The organism is Mycetocola sp. 2940, assembly GCF_040548835.1.
Taxonomy (GTDB): domain Bacteria; phylum Actinomycetota; class Actinomycetes; order Actinomycetales; family Microbacteriaceae; genus Mycetocola_A.
Window position 1 is genome coordinate 448257 of the sequence record NZ_JBEPSK010000001.1, and the last position, 17953, is coordinate 466209.

General features: G+C 62.9%; 16 protein-coding genes and 2 pseudogenes. 12 read left to right on the forward strand and 6 right to left on the reverse strand.

The genetic code is table 11. The annotated features are described in order from the left end of the window. Positions 1-147 precede the first annotated feature (147 nt). The 5 genes from ABIE24_RS02140 to ABIE24_RS02160 all read left to right on the forward strand — a co-directional run bounded on the left by ABIE24_RS02140 (position 148) and on the right by ABIE24_RS02160 (position 3448). Positions 148-1215, forward strand: a complete 1068-nt coding sequence (locus ABIE24_RS02140; RefSeq protein WP_354496331.1) for a DUF2306 domain-containing protein — start codon at positions 148-150, stop codon at positions 1213-1215. Next, positions 1212-1607 carry an SRPBCC family protein gene (locus tag ABIE24_RS02145; protein WP_354496333.1) on the forward strand — a complete coding sequence of 132 codons (396 nt, stop codon included), beginning with the start codon at positions 1212-1214 and terminating at the stop codon, positions 1605-1607. The genes ABIE24_RS02140 and ABIE24_RS02145 overlap by 4 nt, the downstream gene beginning before the upstream one ends. An 84-nt stretch (positions 1608-1691) precedes the next feature. After that, positions 1692-2096 (forward strand): VOC family protein, encoded by a 405-nt coding sequence (locus ABIE24_RS02150; RefSeq protein WP_354496334.1) that lies wholly within the window; start codon positions 1692-1694, stop codon positions 2094-2096. Further along, on the forward strand, positions 2093-2374 hold the full coding sequence (locus ABIE24_RS02155; protein ID WP_354496336.1) for a winged helix-turn-helix transcriptional regulator: 282 nt from the start codon (positions 2093-2095) through the stop codon (positions 2372-2374). The genes ABIE24_RS02150 and ABIE24_RS02155 overlap by 4 nt, the downstream gene beginning before the upstream one ends. A gap of 207 nt (positions 2375-2581) precedes the next feature. Then, positions 2582-3448: an alpha/beta fold hydrolase gene (locus ABIE24_RS02160; RefSeq protein WP_354496338.1), complete on the forward strand. Its 867-nt coding sequence runs from the start codon at positions 2582-2584 to the stop codon at positions 3446-3448. A gap of 154 nt (positions 3449-3602) precedes the next feature. On the opposite strand, the gene ABIE24_RS02165 is transcribed toward ABIE24_RS02160, so the two are convergent. Next, on the reverse strand, positions 3603-4562 hold the full coding sequence (locus tag ABIE24_RS02165) for a GlxA family transcriptional regulator (protein WP_354496340.1): 960 nt from the start codon (positions 4560-4562) through the stop codon (positions 3603-3605). A 120-nt stretch (positions 4563-4682) separates the two neighbouring features. Between ABIE24_RS02165 and ABIE24_RS02170 the strand changes: the two genes are divergently transcribed. The 3 genes from ABIE24_RS02170 to ABIE24_RS02180 are packed head-to-tail and all read left to right on the forward strand — an operon-like array spanning position 4683 to position 7117. Next, entirely contained in the window at positions 4683-6191 is a 1509-nt protein-coding gene (locus ABIE24_RS02170; RefSeq protein ID WP_354496342.1) for a serine hydrolase domain-containing protein, read from the forward strand. After that, entirely contained in the window at positions 6188-6934 is a 747-nt protein-coding gene (locus ABIE24_RS02175; protein WP_354496344.1) for an alpha/beta fold hydrolase, read from the forward strand. Before ABIE24_RS02170 ends, ABIE24_RS02175 begins: the two co-directional genes overlap by 4 nt. An 18-nt stretch (positions 6935-6952) precedes the next feature. Further along, a complete protein-coding gene (locus ABIE24_RS02180) occupies positions 6953-7117 on the forward strand; it encodes a hypothetical protein (protein WP_354496346.1) in 165 nt (54 codons plus the stop codon). A 357-nt stretch (positions 7118-7474) separates the two neighbouring features. Here the strand turns inward: ABIE24_RS02180 and ABIE24_RS02185 are convergent, their stop codons facing one another. After that, a complete protein-coding gene (locus tag ABIE24_RS02185) occupies positions 7475-7735 on the reverse strand; it encodes a Txe/YoeB family addiction module toxin (RefSeq protein ID WP_354496348.1) in 261 nt (86 codons plus the stop codon). Beyond that, the gene (locus tag ABIE24_RS02190) at positions 7732-7983 is read right to left on the reverse strand and encodes a type II toxin-antitoxin system Phd/YefM family antitoxin (protein ID WP_354496350.1); all 252 of its coding nucleotides are present in this window, start codon (positions 7981-7983) and stop codon (positions 7732-7734) included. The genes ABIE24_RS02185 and ABIE24_RS02190 overlap by 4 nt, the downstream gene beginning before the upstream one ends. Positions 7984-8030: 47 nt before the next feature. Between ABIE24_RS02190 and ABIE24_RS02195 the strand changes: the two are divergent. Next, a pseudogene (locus ABIE24_RS02195) lies at positions 8031-8642 on the forward strand (recombinase family protein). Between the two features lie 74 nt (positions 8643-8716). Here the strand turns inward: ABIE24_RS02195 and ABIE24_RS02200 are convergent. Then, positions 8717-9604: an alpha/beta hydrolase family protein gene (locus tag ABIE24_RS02200; RefSeq protein ID WP_354496352.1), complete on the reverse strand. Its 888-nt coding sequence runs from the start codon at positions 9602-9604 to the stop codon at positions 8717-8719. 221 nt (positions 9605-9825) lie between these two features. Between ABIE24_RS02200 and ABIE24_RS02205 the strand changes: the two are divergent. Next, positions 9826-10241, forward strand: a pseudogene (locus ABIE24_RS02205) (recombinase family protein). A 229-nt stretch (positions 10242-10470) separates the two neighbouring features. After that, positions 10471-11610: an Ltp family lipoprotein gene (locus tag ABIE24_RS02210; protein ID WP_354496354.1), complete on the forward strand. Its 1140-nt coding sequence runs from the start codon at positions 10471-10473 to the stop codon at positions 11608-11610. Positions 11611-12354: 744 nt separating this feature from the next. Here ABIE24_RS02210 and ABIE24_RS02215 read toward each other — a convergent pair. Continuing rightward, positions 12355-13104 (reverse strand): hypothetical protein, encoded by a 750-nt coding sequence (locus tag ABIE24_RS02215; protein WP_354496355.1) that lies wholly within the window; start codon positions 13102-13104, stop codon positions 12355-12357. Positions 13105-14340: 1236 nt separating this feature from the next. On the opposite strand from ABIE24_RS02215, the gene ABIE24_RS02220 reads away from it, so the two are divergent. After that, on the forward strand, positions 14341-15723 hold the full coding sequence (locus ABIE24_RS02220) for a hypothetical protein (RefSeq protein ID WP_354496357.1): 1383 nt from the start codon (positions 14341-14343) through the stop codon (positions 15721-15723). A gap of 340 nt (positions 15724-16063) precedes the next feature. Here ABIE24_RS02220 and ABIE24_RS02225 read toward each other — a convergent pair whose 3' ends face one another. Beyond that, positions 16064-16318, reverse strand: a complete 255-nt coding sequence (locus tag ABIE24_RS02225; protein WP_354496359.1) for a hypothetical protein — start codon at positions 16316-16318, stop codon at positions 16064-16066. Between the last annotated feature and the right edge of the window lie 1635 nt (positions 16319-17953).

Here is a 17953-nt window from a genome sequence, read left to right on the forward strand (position 1 = left end):
GCCACCGAGTTGTCGCTGCTTACCGCCCACAACGAGACACGATCCCCACCTCGTTCACCACATGTGGTGATGCCGGGTCACCACAACGCTTCATAACCTCGGGCCATTCCCAGTAACTGCTGGGGGTCAGGGAAATGGAGCGAGGCTATGGGCAGCACAACGTCAAAGCTCGCCGGGGCGAGCGGAGTACCAGCGGCGAAGTCGGGACCGCGCGAACGCGCGTGGCTTGTTCCCACCGCGATCATCGCGCTCGGTCTTATTCCGATTCTCGCGAATGCAGTTCGACGCGTGGCATTGGCCACGGGATCCGCGGGCGTAGCCGTGGAGGCTGCTCCCCCTCTGGCCCTGCCGGTGCTCCTCCACATCGTGGGCGCCACGGTCTTCGTGATCTTCGGCGCGTTCCAGTTCTCGGCCCGTCTACGCAAACGCGCCTGGCACCGCAGAGCCGGTCGGTTCCTCCTTGCGGTGGGACTGCTTACTTCCCTGTCCGGGCTCTGGCTAACCGTTCTCCGCTCATTTTCGGGGGATTCGAGTGAGTTGCTCTTCCTCTTCCGGCTGCTCGCCGGACTCGGAATGGCACTCAGCATCGTCCTCGGTTTCGCCGCCATCGGCAGCCGGGACATCAAGCGGCACCGGGCATGGATGATCCGTGCTGTCGCACTTGGCTTGGGCGCGGGCACCCAGGTATTCACGCTGGGGTTCGGAGAGGCTATCGTCGGCAAGACCGAGCTCAGTGTGGCCCTGCTGAATGGCGCCGGCTGGGTGATTAATCTTGCGGTGGCCGAGCTCGTGATCCGCAGACGACCGCGGCGCCGAACGCGACAGCGCTCAGCAATGTTGTGCTCCCGCCCATCAGCCGCGGACGCGGCACCATTCGACGCTGTCGCCGCCGCAGGTAGAGTTTCGTCTCGAGTAGCGGACGCGCAGGGTTGGTCCACTCCCCCACAGGGACCGATTGTTCAGGCACTGCGGCGCTCCTTGCACTGGTGGAACAGCGGATGCCGAAATGCGGTTGGTATGTGCGACCCTCGAGTTGATGCACGACTGAGGGCAATGTTCCCAAGAGCGGCAGGGGCACAACGCAACTGCTCCGAAGTACCAGTCATCGTGGTCGATGACGCGACGCCCCAACCGTCGACGTTCGCTCAGGGTCCGAACGCCCGGACCCAGTACGGCGAAGAGCAGCGCGCCCGTGGTGGCAGACTGGCGCAATGAGAAGTCATCACGTCAGTCGTGTGATCGCGGCTACGCCCGAGGCCGTCTACGAGTTCGCGTCGAACGTCGACAACCTGCCACGATGGGCCGCCGGCCTCGCAGTGGCAGAGGTCGTTCGCGATGGCGATGAACTGATCGTCGAATCGCCGATGGGATGGGTGCGGGTCCGTTTCGTTGAGCAGAACGCCTTCGGCGTGCTCGACCACGACGTGACGCTGCCGTCCGGGAAGGTGGTCACGAATCCGGTTCGTGTGCTGTCGCATCCGAACGGCGCCGAGGTTGTCTTCACTGTGCGGCAAATCGATGTCACTGACGAGGAGTTCGCACGAGATCTCGAGATGGTCGCAGCGGATCTCGACCGGCTGGCGAATCAGCTCGGTGACACGACCTAGGTTTCCGATAGGGAACCCCGGCGGACGCATTTTCTCAAGCGACGGGGCTTGACGGCGCACTTGCATTTTGCAAGCATTGTCCGCATGAGCCTTTTCATCACCTGCCCGGTCGAAAGCGTCGACCGAGCGACAGCCTTCTACACCGCCCTCGGGTGGACCCTTAATGCCGAAATGTCCGATCACAACGTGTCGTGCTTTGCGATCGCGCCCGAGCAGTTCGTGATGCTCGGCAGCCGCGAGATGTACGCAAGCGTCGGCGGCGTCGAGGAGCTCATCGGCGAACCCAACACCCCGTCAAAGGTCACGGTATCGTTCGACCTCGGTACCCGCGAGGCGGTCGACGAGCTCGTCGAGCGTGCCGGCGCGGCCGGCGGTCGGATCGGCGACACCGACGACTACCCCTTCATGTACCAACGCCAGTTCGACGACCCCGACGGCTACCACTACTCACCGTTCTGGATGAAGCCGGCAGCCGATCCGGTCGCGTGAGCGACCTGGCCGCAGCTCTCGACATCATCGGAGCCCGGTGGGGCCTGCTCATCGTGGAGCGGCTCCTTGAAGGGCCGCAGCGCTACGGCGACCTGCAGCGCGACCTCGGAGTGCCGACGAACATACTCGCGACCCGCCTACGCGAGCTAGAAGCGGCCGGCGTGCTGTCACGACTGCCCCTCCGGCACAACACCCGGGCTTACGCGCTGACCGATCGCGGGCTCGCCTTGCGCGAGGCGATCATCGCGCTCGGACGCTGGGGCGCTGGGGAGGTCTAGGCCGCGTCTGGCTCCCGGTGCTGCGTTGCGGTGCTATCTGAAACCGCTTCCGAGAGGACCGATGCGCCGCTCACAACCTGCCGCGACCGCTTGAGTCCGTCGCAACCTTAAGCGGCATAAAATATGCGTTCAGGAGTGGTTTCGGTAGCGCCCTGTGATTCCGCGACGTAATATGCGGTGAGATTCTTACGATGGAGGAGGCCGCCCGTGCCGCAACACACCCTCGGACTACCAGAGGTCGACCTGGTCTACGACGTCCACGGGCCACTGCCGACCACGGATGGCCGCCCTCCGCTGGTGATGATCGGCCAGCCGATGGACGCGAGCGGGTTCCAGGCCCAAGTGAAGCTGTTCGAGGACCGCACGGTCGTGACGTACGACCCGCGCGGCTTGGGCCGGAGCAAGCGGAAGGACGGCGGGGTCACGAACGAGCCGCAGACCCAGGCCGAGGACATCCACGCGATTATCCAGGCGCTGGGCGCCGGTCCGGTGGACATGCTCGCCAGCAGCGGCGGTGCGGTGAGCGCGCTCGCGTTGGTCACGGCGTACCCGGACGATGTGTCGACCCTGGTCGCACACGAGCCCCCAATCGACTGCGTGTTGCCAGATGCGGAAGCTGTCCAGCGGGCCCGGGCGGCATACACCCAGGTTTACCAAGACAAGGGTTGGGGAGCCGGAATGGCCGCATTCATCGCGATGACATCGTGGGAGGGCGAGGTCACGGATAAGCACCTCGCCCAGCCCGCGCCCGAACCGGACGCGTTCGGGATGCCAACCGAGGACGACGGCACACGCGAGGACCCGCTGCTGTCAGACCGCTCCTGGGCGGTGCCCCTCTACCAGCCAGATTTTGAGGCCCTGAAGGCGGCGCCGACCCGGATCGTGATCGCGGTCGGGGAGGAGTCCATGCATGTATATACCGGTCGGTGCGCGATCGCGTTGGCCGAGCTGTTCGGCCAACAGGCGACTGTCTTCCCCAGCCACCACGGCGGCTTCATGGGTGGCGAGTTCGGCTACGCCGGCCAGCCAGAGGCCTTCGCCGCCAAACTCCGCGAGGTTCTAAACCAGCCCTGAAGCCGCCCATCCTTCGCTGTCCGAGGATGAGGCGGTCGCTGCCATCGTTCCCGCCTCGGGAATGGCCACGCGGCCGGCCCTGACGGCTGCTACTGCAGCCGGGCGGGACGTTCGTCCGTACTCAGAACGGGAACGCTGGTCGTCCGATGCCTCTCTACGCCTCGCCGAAGTGCTGACGATGCTCACTCGGGGTGGTGTTCAGTCGTCTCCTGAAGGCCCGGTTCATCGTCTCCGGGACACCGAATCCGCACACTGTGGCGATTTGCTCCATCGACTTCGACGTCGTTTCCAGGAGCCGGCAAGCGGCCTCCAACCGCACTGCTTCGACGTGTTCCGCCGGTGTGATACCGACCTCGGCTTTGAACACGCGGCTGAACTGGCGGTCGGACAGATTGGCCCGCATTGCGAGTGCCGGGATCGAGAGGTCTGCGGTCAGGTTGTCGGTGAGCCAGGTGAGCACGTCCCGCACGGGTTCGTGGTCGCTGGATTGGGCGGCGAGCACCGCGGAGAATTGGGCCTGCCCTCCCGATCGCCGGAGGTAGACAACCAATTGGCGCGCCACGTCCACGGCAGCCCGTCGACCATGGTCGTCGGCGACCAGGGCGAGTGCGAGGTCGATTCCGGCCGTGACGCCGGCCGAGGTCCACACGTGAGCGTCGTGAACGTATATTGCGTCGGGTTCGACGGCCACGAGCGGATAGTCACTGGCAAGCAACTCGCAGTCGGCCCAGTGCGTTGTGGCACGCCTGCCGTCAAGCAGCCCGGCCGCGGCGAGGAGGAACGCACCTGAACATACCGAGGTCACCCTGCGCGAGTTGGCTGCGAGCCGACCGATGTGGTTGACGAGGTGTTCATCCTGGCTTGCCTCGTGGATGTCCCGTCCGCCAGCGACCACGAGCGTGTCAATTGGACCGACGATATCGGCAATGGCCGTGGTCATGAACTCCATGCCGCTGGTGGAGAGCACTGCTCCGCCTCTCGCACTCACCACCTGTGTGCGGTAAAGGGGAATAGGGAGAAACCGAGAGGCGGTAGAGAAGACCTCCATCGGGCCGCTGACGTCGAGGATCTGGCCGGATGGAAAGGCGACGATCACGATGTGTGGCTCGATCACGGTGCCCCCTTGGCAGGGCTTCTGGGGCGCGGGTGGCCGAGATCGTCAACGACGTGTCCTAGGGAGTCCGAATGTCGAACCCTACGGTGAATATATACCCTTTGACGGAATGAGGCCCTCGTGTTATTCACCAGTTCCACCGCAGGACGACTCGTCGGGGTTGTTGCTGTCGCGCTTCTGTCGACGAGCGTCTTCGCCGGCTTTATGCCGCTTCAAGCCCTGCCAGGGTCGCGGCCCGCGCTTGCATCGTTGACGGAACGACTCGATCGCGACCAGCCCTTGTTCATGGCCGCCTATGAGATACCCGGCGTCGCGGTAGCTGTCGTCCGGGGCGGTGAGCGGGTGTGGTCCAGCGGCTATGGTGTGGCGTCGGTCGCGGACCGCACCGAAATGACCGCAGACACGGTCTTTCAGGTGGCATCCATTTCAAAGTCGCTGACGGCGTGGGGGGTGATGCACCTGGTGGAAACCGGACAAGTGTCATTGGACGAGCCGATCGAGTCGTATCTCACGAGGTGGGCGTTTCCGCCGTCTGAATACGATGCGGGCGGTGTGACGGTCGCCCGAGTGCTCAACCACACCGCCGGACTTAACCGGGTCGACGGCTACTTCCTGCCCCTTGATCAGCCGCTGCCCACCATTGAGGAATCCCTCGACGGAAACAACGGCGGGGGCCAGAGCCTTCGCATTGCCCTGGAGCCCGGCCAGCAATTCAACTATTCCAACGCCGGTTACACGCTGCTGCAACTGATGATCGAGGAGGTCACCGGGCAGCGCTTCTCCGACTTCATGCAGGAGGTCATTCTCGACCCGCTCGGGATGACGAACAGCACGTTCGACCCCGAGATTGTCGCCGATCAGGCGACCGGCTATTACTCCAGTGGTGACCCTCTCCCCCATTACCGATTGACCGAGCAGGCAGCAGGCGGTCTCTACTCGACAGCCAACGACCTGGCTCTGTTCGCGGCCGCCAGCATGCCCGGCCCCGACGGGCAGCCAGTAGGACGCGGGGTTCTCACAAGCAAGTCGGTCCACACGATGATGGCCCCCGAGGAGGTGCCGGACGGATCGATGGTGAGCTTCGGCCACCTGCACGGGCACCTAGATTCCGGTCTGACCACGACGGGAAACAACGGTCACAACATCGGGTGGATCACTAACATGGTGATCATTCCCGAATTGGGCGAGGGCATCGTCATCCTCACCAACAGCGATACCGAGACCACCGGGCTGACGCTCCGATCCTGGACCGAGTGGCTGGAAGTCTCGGACACGTTGACAACCGAAGTTTCGCATGCCGCTTTGGACGAGGCGAGCACTCAACTGATCGTGATCGCCGCCGTGATCTTTCTCGGCGGAATCGTCGTGTTCGTGATTACCGCTGTTCAGGCATCCCGCGGGAGGAGACGATGGCTGCGGCTGGACGGGTCGACGGCATCACGAGGTCTTCTGATCCGTGGTCTTGTCACCTCGCTGGCGATCTTGGGTCTCGTCGCCTTCCTCGCCTGGCCTGAACGGCTGGAGTACGTGGCCCTCCTACCGACGGAAGCAACCATGGTGCTGGTCGCGCTGGTCGTTGCTGTTGCGGCCGTCGTGGTCCGCGCTGGTACACGACGGGCAAGCTCATGAAGGGCGCACTTCTCACCTCCGCAGTTCTCGTGCTGACCCTCGCCGGGTGCGCGACCAACACCACCATGTACCCCGTCATGGGAGGCCAGGCACATCTGGACTGTCAAGGTGACGGCACCACGACGGTGGTCCTCATGGCAGGCATGGGCGACGACTCCACTGTCTGGGCTCCGTTCAGGGACACCCTCGGGCCGGACGTCAGAACCTGCGCATGGGACTACCCGGGTGTCGGTGAATCGACTGGGACCGCACCCATGACAGCGGGCGTGGCCGCAGCATCCCTCAACGCAACCCTCGACGCGGCCGGAGTGGACGAGCCGGTCGTCCTTGTCGGGCACAGCATCGCCGGACTCACCGTGCGCCTCTTCGTCGGCCAGCACCCGAACGACGTCGCCGGAGTGGTTCTTTTCGATCCGACCGTCTCGTCCTTCGCCCATCGATACGACGTCACCCAGTTCCAGCCCAGCTGGGACGGAGCCGTCAGCTCACGCGAGGTCAACAGGATCACGGTCTGGCCCGACATTCCGTTCGAAATCCTCCGACACGACAGTGACGTCTACCGTGAGCAGCAGATGTGGGACGCCGAAGTTGAGGCCGCCTGGATCGCGGGCCAGGATCACTTCGCCCGGCTGGCACCCGCGGGAAGGGTCTCCGAGGTTCGGGATGCCGGCCACTATGTCCATCTGGACCAACCACCGATAGCGGCGGACGCCGTGCTGCGCGTACTCAGCGAAGTTGAGTAGGCGCCCGTGATCTCCCGCATGACGCTTCCCGTGGCCCTGATCGCCGCGCTCACTGTGTACGCCATCTTCGCCCGGCACTTCCACCACAAAGAGATCATTGCTCGAACCATCGCATACGGAGCAACACGCCGAGCACTGGAGCAGAAGGCGTTCTCGACCTGCAGCGACCCGCTGGCACCTTAAGCTCTGCGCGTGCTCCCCGCAATTCGCGTCATTGATCGCCCCTCACCAAACGCTCGCCGCCACGTCATTGTGACCTCCTGAATCGGTTCCCTTCTGCTCGGACCGGTTCACAGACGTCTTGCGGTGACGATGAGGCACGGCAGTATCTTCGCGAGCTATCCTCCCGGTCGGCGTCGGCCGCCCCTGCTCTTCACCTCAACTTCAACGGTCAAATCGCCCTCGCAGCTGGACAAGCTTCAGTGGTACGGCCACGGTGGAGGAGCATCCGTTCGCCATCGTTGTGTCGTCAGTGGACGACGAGCCCCGCACGGCCCAAGTCCGGTAACGCATTCCCGCCTCGCCAACATCCCGGGCGAACTAATAGTGTTCGCGCGCCTGAAGGATCACGTTGTGCTCGTCGGTGACGTAGTACACGAGTCGGTTCACGTCGTCGATGCGGCGTGACCAGGCGCCAGCAAGGATGTGCTTGAGCGGTTCGGGTTTGCCGATTCCGTCGAAGGGGTCGCGCAGCACGTCCGCAATGAGCTGGTTGATTCGCTTCAGCGTCTTGCGATCCAGGGTTTGCCAGTACGTGTAGTCTTCCCACCCGTGCGCGTCAAACGCTAGTGACCGCCTCACGCGTCGAGGAGGTTGTGCTGCTCGAACTCGCCACGCCGAGCTCGCTCGATCGCTTCGAGCAACCGTTCTGCGTTGGCTGGGTTGCGCAGCAGGTGAGCGGTCTCGATCATCGCGTCATAGTCATCCTTCGAGATGATGACCGCGTTACCGTGCTTGGAGACCACCTCGATTGCGGTGTGGTCCTCATTTACCTGCTGGATGATGCCGAACAGGCCTTTGCGCGCGTCGGTCGCGGTCACGGCAGTCATGCATCTCCCCTCGTAAGTGGTACTGAATAGCGTACTACTCAAGGGTCTTGACCACGAGGAACCGCAAATCAGTCTGCGCCTCATGGGCGAATTACTGTTACGCACGAGTATCCACTTGTGAACAGGATCTGACCGCCCAACGAACGCTCTGGAGCACCTGGGCGTGAGGCCGGCGTTGATTTACACCGACCACGGCCCGACCCGCACCAATCGGGCGCGACCCGGCTTACAGCAAGTTTTGGTTGCTTGCCGCAGCGGCGACACGCTGGTCGTCGCCAAGCTCGATCAGCTGGTTCGTTCCCTCCGGGACGCGAAAGACATCATCGATGAGCTCACTGCAAAGGTGTCAAACTCAGCATCGGTGGATCGGTCCACGACCCGAACGACCCTGTCGGACGGTTGCTGTTCGACGTTCTCGCGATGGTCGCCGAGTTCGAATCGGACCTCATTCGAGCGCGCACCCCGAAGGAATGTAGGTTGCGAGGGCGAAGGGGCGGCTCCGAGGAAAGCAACCCAAGCTCTCCAGTCCGCAACAGAAGCACCTCATGGAAGTGCATAACGCCCCCACCCATTCGACCGCGGAAATAGCCGAACTCTTCAGCGCTGCCCGATCCACGGTTTATAGAACTATTGAGCGACAACTGCGATCGGAACATTGACGTCCGAGGAGCACCGGCTGACGGGGCCACAGACCCGGCAACACCGCGTCAGCTGGGAACGCCCAGCGGGAACGTCACCCGCGTTGCAGCGTGAGAGTGGGAAGGGCGGAATGTTCTCCGCCGTGTGTGAGTACAACGGCGGCCACGTCTTCTGCAAGGCCTGGGCTCTCACGAGCCCATGAGAAGTGACTGAGTCTCATGGTGCTCGATTCTTGTTGGTAATACCGCCACCGTGTGAGTGTTGCTCCCGGAAGTTTCCCCGACAGGTGATCGACGCAACCTTGGGGGGCCAACGTGTCGCCCTCAACCTCGATGAAGTGAACCTCAGTACGGACGCCTCTCATGGCTGCTTCGTAGTCGACTGTGGAGCGCCTCGCTCGATACGTCCCGGTTCTGACTTGGGCCGCCCAGTCAACCATCAACGCCGTGGATTGACGACCGCCGAACCCCAGCTGCGCACCCGGCCAATACCCGACGCATCGTGAAATGAGCGCAATAAGCTGTGATCCCACGAGATTTCGGATTCGATTGATGCCTCGAAATCCGCGATACCACGCAGATCCCGTAGCAATCAGAACGACTCCCGCAACGTCGCCCGGGTGGAGGCCGGTGAAGACCAGACCGAGCTGGCCACCGAGGCTGTGCCCTATGAGCCAAATATCCTGACCTGGGTGTAGACCTGCCGCTGTCGAAATCACGCGAGGGAAATCCGTCTCGACGATTTCCTTGTAACCGTTCGTGCGAGCCGGACCAGGAGCCAAGCCACTATCTCCCTGGCCACGGAGATCTACCGTGATGCTCGTCAAGCCTGCCGCGCAGAGCCGTCGCGCGAAACGTTCATAGAACCGCGACGGAGCGCCAAGCGCTGGCAGAATCACTGCTATGGGCCTCCGAGCATCGCCGGCGGAGGCCGCGCGAAGGTCGAAGCTCGTGCCGTCCTCAAGAACAATGCTCGAAAGCATCGGATTACGCTGATGTGTCGAAGGCAGCGACTCCACAGAAGCGTCGGCAGCCGAAGAACCCGAAATCGGTGAATCGATGTTTGGCCTTTCCTGTGATCGGCCCAGATGGTCCGTACGCGCTGAGCCTAACGCGCTCCTCAACGCCTCACTGATGTTCGCAGATCGGCCCCCTCGCGGGTTGGGTCTTGACCGGTTGAAGCGACAAACCGATTGTGCGCGTCATGACTGAACTACTAATTGGTTACGCTCGCGTATCCACAAACGAACAAGATCCGACGGCCCAACAAAACGCTCTCGAACGCCTCGGCGTCAGACAAGCGTTGATCGACACCGACCACGGACTCACCGGAACCAACCGAGCCCGACCCGGCCTGCGCGAAGCTCTTGCCGCGTGCCGCAGCGGTGACACCTTGGTAGTCACCAAACTCGATCGACTAGCTTGATCCCGCATGCAGGTCGCCAAAGCCAAGGGAAGACTTCGAGGAAAGCAACCCGAGCTCTCCATAACCCAACAGAAGCACCTGATGGAAGTCACAACGCAGGCACGCATTCGACCGCAGAGATCGCCGAACTCTTCAACGTTGCCCGGCCCACCGTGTATCGGACCATCGAACGACAACACCGAGTCGAGCACTGACATAGCATTCGAGCACGCGACCGCAGGCCAGCCTGCGGTCGCGTCAATCAGGAACCCTCAACGGGAATCGGCAGCGGTAATGGGTGGAGGAAGGCGGACCGCTCGGCTCGCTTCCGCGCTCGCCCCGATCTGGGGTGACTGGTGCGCCTGTGCACCGCCAGAGCACACGGCAGACTCTCCAATGACCAGATACAGATGACACTTCCACTGACCGACCAAGGGAAATCAAATGACCGACCCTCAGTACAAGCCAGGCGACGTCGCCAACGGGCACCGCCTCACAGTGCAGCCCGACGGGTCGATGGCTTGGCTGCCGGTCACCCCGTACCTGGAGCACAAGCCCGGCGACATCGTCAATGGACACCGCCTCACAGTGCAGCCCGACGGGTCAACGGCTTGGCTTCCGGTCGACGCCGGTCCTATGTATGAACCGGCTGCCGTTTCTGACGGCCCCACCGAGCAGTTCCCCGGCTTTCCCCTCTCACCGCCGGTCGGTACCGTCCCTCAGCCGAACATGTCGGGCCGCGGTCAGTGGATCGCCGCCGCCGCGGCCACAGCCACTGCGAAAGTCGCGGCCGCTACAGCGGCCACTGCTGCTACAGCCGCCGCTGCCGCTGCTCGCCGTCCCGCTGGGCAACCAAACGGATCGCCTATGCCGGTGTCGGTAGTCACCGGTTCGCAGCCGAAGAAGTCAGGTATCGACCAGTGGAGCACTCGCGCCAAGTTGATTGTGTTCGGCTCGGTCGGTGCCGTGCTGGCGCTGATCATCGCCGTCGGTACTGTCAGTGAGCGAAACGCCCCCACGCCGGTCGCCGCGATTAGTTCCCCCTCCGAGGACGCCGAGCCCGCGACGGAACCGGAGCCCGAACCCGAACCCGAACCCGAACCCGTGATGGTCGCCATCCCGACAGGCCTCGTGGGGATGACTGCCAATGACGCGGACAACGCCCTCACCGCACTCGGCCTGAAAGCCGTCTGGGACGGTGAGCCGACGGCGAAGGTGCTGTCTGTCAGCCCCACCGGTATCGAGGTCAATCCCGGGAGCACGATCACGCTGACTATTGAACAGCCGCCCGTCCTAACGATCGGCCAGGATAACGCCGTCAACGCGGGACTTTCCTATCTCGAGTATTCGGGGTTCTCCCGCACGGGCTTGATCGACCAGCTGGAGTATGAGGGTTACAGCATCGCCGATGGCACGTTCGCCGTCGACCACATTGCGCCGGATTGGAATGCCGAAGCAGCCGAGACAGCCAAGTCGTACATCGAGTACTCATCTTTCTCTCGGCAGGGGCTCTTTGAGCAGCTTATCTATGAGGGTTTCTCGCCGGAGCAGGCCACCTTCGGCGTCACATCGGTCGGTTACTGATCTACGCCGACAAGGCCCGTGTCCATCTCGCTCGAAGGGCTGTCGGCGTTCGAGTGCCCCCGGACGCGCTTCTCGCCGAGCGTGTAGGCAGCAGGACGTGGGAGCCGACAGCAAACGCTCTTCGGGAACCTGGACGGCGCAGGTGGGCTCGACACCTCAGTGCGTCGTGCGCCATTGAGCGCTGGAGCCGGCCGATGAAGTCCGGTGGCCAATGACTTCATGTGCCCAGGACGTGCGTTCCGCGAGAGAAATGGAGCCAGCCTGGAACGCCAGAACGTTGTGGCGCACGACGATCACCTCCGCCTCGGCCTGGGTCATTTCTGAGTAGTCAAGGCCCAGTGTTTCGGTCGATCTTTGCGTCAGGTCATGAGCTTCGAATGAATTGGCGGGTAGGTGGAGGCCGGCGAGCTCTCGCAGCGGGTCGTTGTCGAGGCCGGCTAACAGCGCGTAGATTGCCGCGTCGACCGCCGTGGGAGCGAAGTCGTGGAGGAGCCTCCACTGAGCCCACCCTCGAGTGAACTGATCCAGTCTTCGATGTCCGCGACCACCCAGCTCGCTCCTCTGCGTTCTCCTCGTGTGCCGCGCATCTACGGAGCACAGTTGGGTGCCTGGCCACTCCGTCTCGCAAGCCGGACGCTGACCGGTGAGTACCTGGCGCGGTACGTCTCGGCTGAGTCCCTGTAAAGACGGAAAGGCCACCGGATTCCGGTGGCCTTTCCTGCTAGTGGATCCGAGGACTGCTGATTACACGGAGGTCCGCACCGCAAGGCGGCGCAGCACCAATCCGCCTGCCATCATCAGCGCCGCAGCGACGACGACCAGCCACGGCGATGCACCAGTCTCAGCCAGCGCGGTGACCTTCTCTACGGGCAGAGCGCCACTTCCAGAGTCCGCCACAACGCCTTCCTCGGAATCGGACAGGACACCTTCCTCGGAGTCCGACAGAACACCTTTATCGGAGTCGGGCAGCAAGCCGCCGTCCTGGACCGGTGCGGGCGTTTCGACCGGAGTCTCCGGAGCAGGGGTCTCGACCGGAGGTTCAACCGGAGCAGGGGTCTCGACCGGAGGCTCAACCGGAGCAGGGGTCTCGACCGGAGGCTCAACCGGAGCAGGACTCTCGACCGGAGGCTCAACCGGAGCAGGACTCTCAACTGGAGTGGGGACGTGGCAGACGATGACGTGGCTGATGCTGTCCTTCGAGCCGTGGTAGAACTCTGCACCTGCTGTGAGGCCTGTGGTGTAGATCGTGTTCTGGTCTTCGGCAGCTCCGGCCTTCACAATGACCTTGGAGAACGTGCGTCCCTCAGGGGCTGCGTAGAGCACGAACGGACGAGTCTCGTCGTCGTACTTCACACATTCCTCGCCGGGGGCGGTCTCCCAGTGGTCGGCCTGGTTCGTATCGGTCGCGTAGGCGGGCGCTGCTCCGAAGAGCCCCAGGCCGACGAGGAAGGGGACCAGCCCGATGATTGCTGCAGTGGGTTTGGCGATGGGCATAGGTATCTCCTGAAATGTGCTCGATGCATGTCGCAAAGGTGAGCGAAAATCCCGGAATTCGGACGAAGTTGCCTTTCGGGAGCGGCTTCGTCCCGGGATGAACTGGCGGAAAACTCGATGGTTCATCGAGTAGTAGACACAACTTCCCAGATGCACCGCAGGATGCCGTAAGAATTGGCGAAAGGTACCCCTAATTTTCAGCGAGGGCCGGGGCAGTCCCAGCTTCCATACAACGAGGGTGTCCCCCTCACGAAGCAGTTCGAGTGCCTGGGTAAGGCTCTGCCGCTCCGTTCTCTCTCCACCGATGGTGTCTTCATCGATCCGGCAGCGCGCCGCAGGTCGGATCGCAGCGGCGCTAACGCCCAGCTCAGCAGCAGCCGTCGTGGCGGGCTTGCCGGTACAAACGATCATTCCGCACACTCAATGACGGACCGTTCAGGATGCCGTCATTCGCGGTGAGCAGCGGGTTACCGTTTTGCCGAGGTTCACCCGCGCCATCGTGTTCAGGGACAACGCGAATTCCTCGAAGCTGAAGTAAGGCAACGCACCGAGGCCAGGCGCGCCAGCGGAGACGGGCTAATGGTCGTCGGCAATGCGGCGCAGCTTGAGCAAGCCCTCCATCACCTGGTTCACAATGCGATCAAGTTCACCCCAGCCGGCGGCAGGCTCACCCTCTCGGCAGATTCGATCGAAGGTGCGTGCGGCGTGACGGCTAAGGGGACGCTCAGCGGGACAGCTGTAACCCGCCTGCACTGAATCCGTTGACCGAGTCCGACCATCTTGGGCGAACTGCCTGAGCGGGACTCTCGTGAAACGAGCGGGCCTCGAGGAAGCGCGACTCCCCGCAAGCACACAGTCAGTCGGGCATTCGAGCCGTATTGCGATTGGATCCGGTCGTTCGAGCCACGACGAAGCTTGTCACTCGCTGTCCATAGCTCTAGTATCCCTGGCCGTGAGGGCAGCGTGGGGTCGCGAAATCGTGCAACCGACCTCCTCCAGCACACGGAGTGCCCGATGACCGGACGGGATCGGGCTTGAGGGATGGCCGATGATGTCGAGCTGACTCTCGTTACTGATGTTGGAGTGCTCAGGGCGACTCAGTCGAGGGCTCTTGGGGTTTCGACACCGCGGCCGCGAGTGAACTATCCCATCCTCAAGTGAATCCCGTCAGGGCGACGTCATGCTTCATCCGGGCACCCCTTTCCCGGTGTTGTGCCCGGGTGGACAATCAGGGGCATGGATGGCCCGGGAGAGTCGGCCGACTTCGAGGAATCGGACGAGTTGCAGCGCCTGCGACGACGCGCGTACGGACCGAATGCCGACATCGCGGGGGATGCGGCGGCTCAGGCTCGACTTTCCGAACTAGAGACCGCCCAACGTCGAGAGCGGGCCCCCGTCGTCGATGGCGCCGCAGCGCTCCCAGCCACTGTCTCGGAACGCATCCCGGTCGCTAAGCCTCTCGAGGGGTCGGTCACCGAGCAGGACCCCGCCGGGGCGCCGATCCCCAATTCTGGACCGATCGACGGAGCCCTATCGGCGCCGTGGTGGCGGCGCCGCCGCTCGCTGCCTTGGGTCATCGCCGCGGTGGCGGTGCTGTCCGCAGTCATCGGCATCGGTGTCTTCGTCGTCGATGAGTCGAACCAGCCCACACCGGTCGCACAACTCACCCCGCAGGGCCAACCCGGGAATGCGTCCATTCCTGTCGACGATGAAGTCCCTGTGAGGTATGACTTGACGGTCGAGGACTTCGTCTCGTACGGCTCGTACGGGCCGCTGCAGATATGGAGCACGACGAAGCTGGAAAATAAGCGATGCATCGCCGTGGTCATAGACAATCACATCTCGGTGTTCGAGTGCACGGCCCCTTCCGTCGACACCATCGCCGATATCGACATCGACCCCAATCTGAGCCCACCCGTGCCGTCCGGTGAGCCGACACCATACATCCGATTCATACTCCACGATGAGGTCGTCGACGTGTACCGACCGACTGAAAAGGGCGAGTTCTACGGATCTACTGGCACGGTCGCACCGTTCCCGGAGAGCGGCGTCCTCGACGCCGGCACCTACCTCGTGACCCGCTACCCGGTGCCCTTCGAAATCACCGTCCCAGACGGCTGGGAGACCTTCGATGGCACGGGCCTGGGCAAAGACGACCCGGATTACCCGGATACCTGGAATGCGACTGTCCTTTTCTGGGACGGCACCCATGTCCCGACGGACGCATGCGACTGGCAGGGCGCGCTCGTCCAGCTCGATCCAACGGCTGAGGCGTTCGTCGACGCGATGACAGCGCAGGCGTCAGCGGCAACCCCCCCTCCCGTCAAGGTCGCGGTGGGCGACTACTCCGGATTCGAGTTCGACTACGCCGTCGAGAGCGACGTCGACTTCCTCGACTGCGATCTCGGCCAGTTCTGCGTCTACTCGGATTGGGAGGAGTACTGCTCCGACCGAACGTACGCAAGGGAGGGCGAGCACGAAACCTACCTGGTGGTCGATCTGAACGGCGAGCGCGCTGTCATCGCGGTGGGCCAATCCGACGAAGGGCTCGATCCGGCGCTGACGAGAGAGGCACGCGCCATCTTCGACTCGATCAAGTTCGTCGGACCCGACGAGTGACGGTATGGACTACGCCATGTGCCCGCGAGACGATCTGATCTTCTGACGCCTCAGGTCGTCGAACGTGACGGGAACTCGCGCAGGCAGCCCCAGACGGGGCCGAACTGGTTCGTGTGCCATTTTGACTGGTGCAGGAGGGCGTTTAGAAGTCATTGGTGAGTATCCACACCGACTCGCAATTGTAGTGGCGGGCTCGGAAGGAACTCGAGGCAATAGCGGCACGTCGTCCAGAAAGTCAGCAACGGATGCCGTGACCAGCGCGGCAACATCCTTCCCGGTGACCGGACCCTCACCGGGAACGCACACCAGTACACGCACCTAGAGCCAGGGCCTCGTGGCTCTAACGTTTCCCAGCGTCGGTATCGTGCTCGGCGGTGAAGGTCGCTATCTCCCGTTGATAGCGCCGCAGGAAGAAAAGCCCCATCGCGCTCCATAGAGCCACAAGTACGATCTGAATCCACGGGTTCCAACTCCAAGCGGTGGCCACCCCGCCGACGACCAGGATCACCGCGGAGATGCCGCCGATGCTCAGAAAGAAGACGCCGAAACTCCGGTGCCTTTCAATCGCCATGCGTTGCTGCACAAGTGAGGCCATGACCGAGACGGTACACCTTGACCCGGCGCGGGCACGAGAGCTAATTGCCAGACCCTGGCCAGGCGAATGACACAGGCTGCGGCACGCACCCGCCGTTATGCGTGTCGAGCGACCTTAGGCCGGACCTCTTTCGACACACGGCCCTAGGGGTTAGTTCGAATAGATCTGTTGTGAATCGAAATAACGACGACCGGAGGAAGAAGCGGCAAACTCATCAGAAGGATCGCGACCCCTCCCCAGACGGTAAAGAGGAAAAGTGCGCCGATTCCGATCAGAAGCACCGCTGCCAGAATCCAAAGCACGCTTGCGAGCGGGCGCCGGTACTCGCGTTGATTGTTCCACTGGGGTATCCGTCGCCTGCCTGCGGCTCGAGTCTCCAGGACGCCGGAACGAGTGGAAGCACCAAGACCCGCTGCGACGAAGAGTAATCCCAACACTGTGGCCAAGATGATCTCCGATCGAGGGCGAGCGAGTCAGGCGACGTTGCTCCGACTGTAGGGCAACCATCGGCTTGGACGGGAGAGGCGTTTACAAGAAAGTACTTCAGTTGACGGACGCTCAGCGGGAACCGAGGGCCGCACCGCGACGCCACGGAAGCTTCATCCTGGGAGATGCGTTCCTGGCGCAGAACGGAGGTATCGTCGCGACCCCTCACGATACTCATAACGCGTTCGATACCGGCGAGTGGCTCAACAATCATGAAAGTCCCGTTTAACCCGCCCGGATAAATTCGCAGTCGGGGTGCCTCATACGGCCGAAGCGATCAGTACTCCAATGCTTTGGGTAGAGCGATGACTTCTCAATTCTTGGTTGGCTGCTGTACCGGCTGTTATCACGCGCGTTCGAGCGCCGCTGCAGATCGAGCATCAGACGTTATTGCAAGGAGTAACTTCGACCCGGGCAGCTTTCGGACGCTCCGAATGCGCGTCCCGACCCGCCGACGTCAGCCTGGCTACGAAACGTCATCCCCGCGACTGCCTTTAGCCTTTCTTCCAACCCTGAGTTCGAAACGCCAATCGCCACGCCTGTTGCAGGTCGAGGCGGCGCACCTCCTACGTGATAGCGGAGGAGCGCGCGGTGACGGTGTCGATGCGGGTAATGAGCGCCGGCAATAGATACAAATACCTCCTTCGCACAGTCGCTGCCGGAGACGGGCAGCGGTCGCTGTCCACGCCGTTGACCCGTTCGGTCAGGGGGCGCCTTCCCGGACCGGAGCGTGGTCTCACCGCGGTCCGACGGAAATCGATATCATCCCGTGCGGGTGGCTTGCAGCATGTCCGTCAGTGGTAGACACGGTGCAGCCCACCATCGACCACTCGAAAACACCTGTGGAGTCGTGGATCTGGCCTCGGGAGTCACATTATGGCTGAGCAACGGGGGCCCGAGGGTCCAGTGGTCGGTGAACCGCTTCCCCTTGCGCAGACGATGCGCAGCGAAGGCATGGCATGCAACCGATTCGATACAACGGCGAGGTGTTGGCCTACCCGGGCGTCGTGGCTGACAGGTCGGAACCAGCACCATGTAAGGAACGGCCGGATTGCTGAACTCGCGAACGCCTGGGACGGATATTCCGGCCACATCCTGAAGCGTTCAGCAACTGTCGCCGATGTGCTGAAGCAGTATGACGGTTTGACA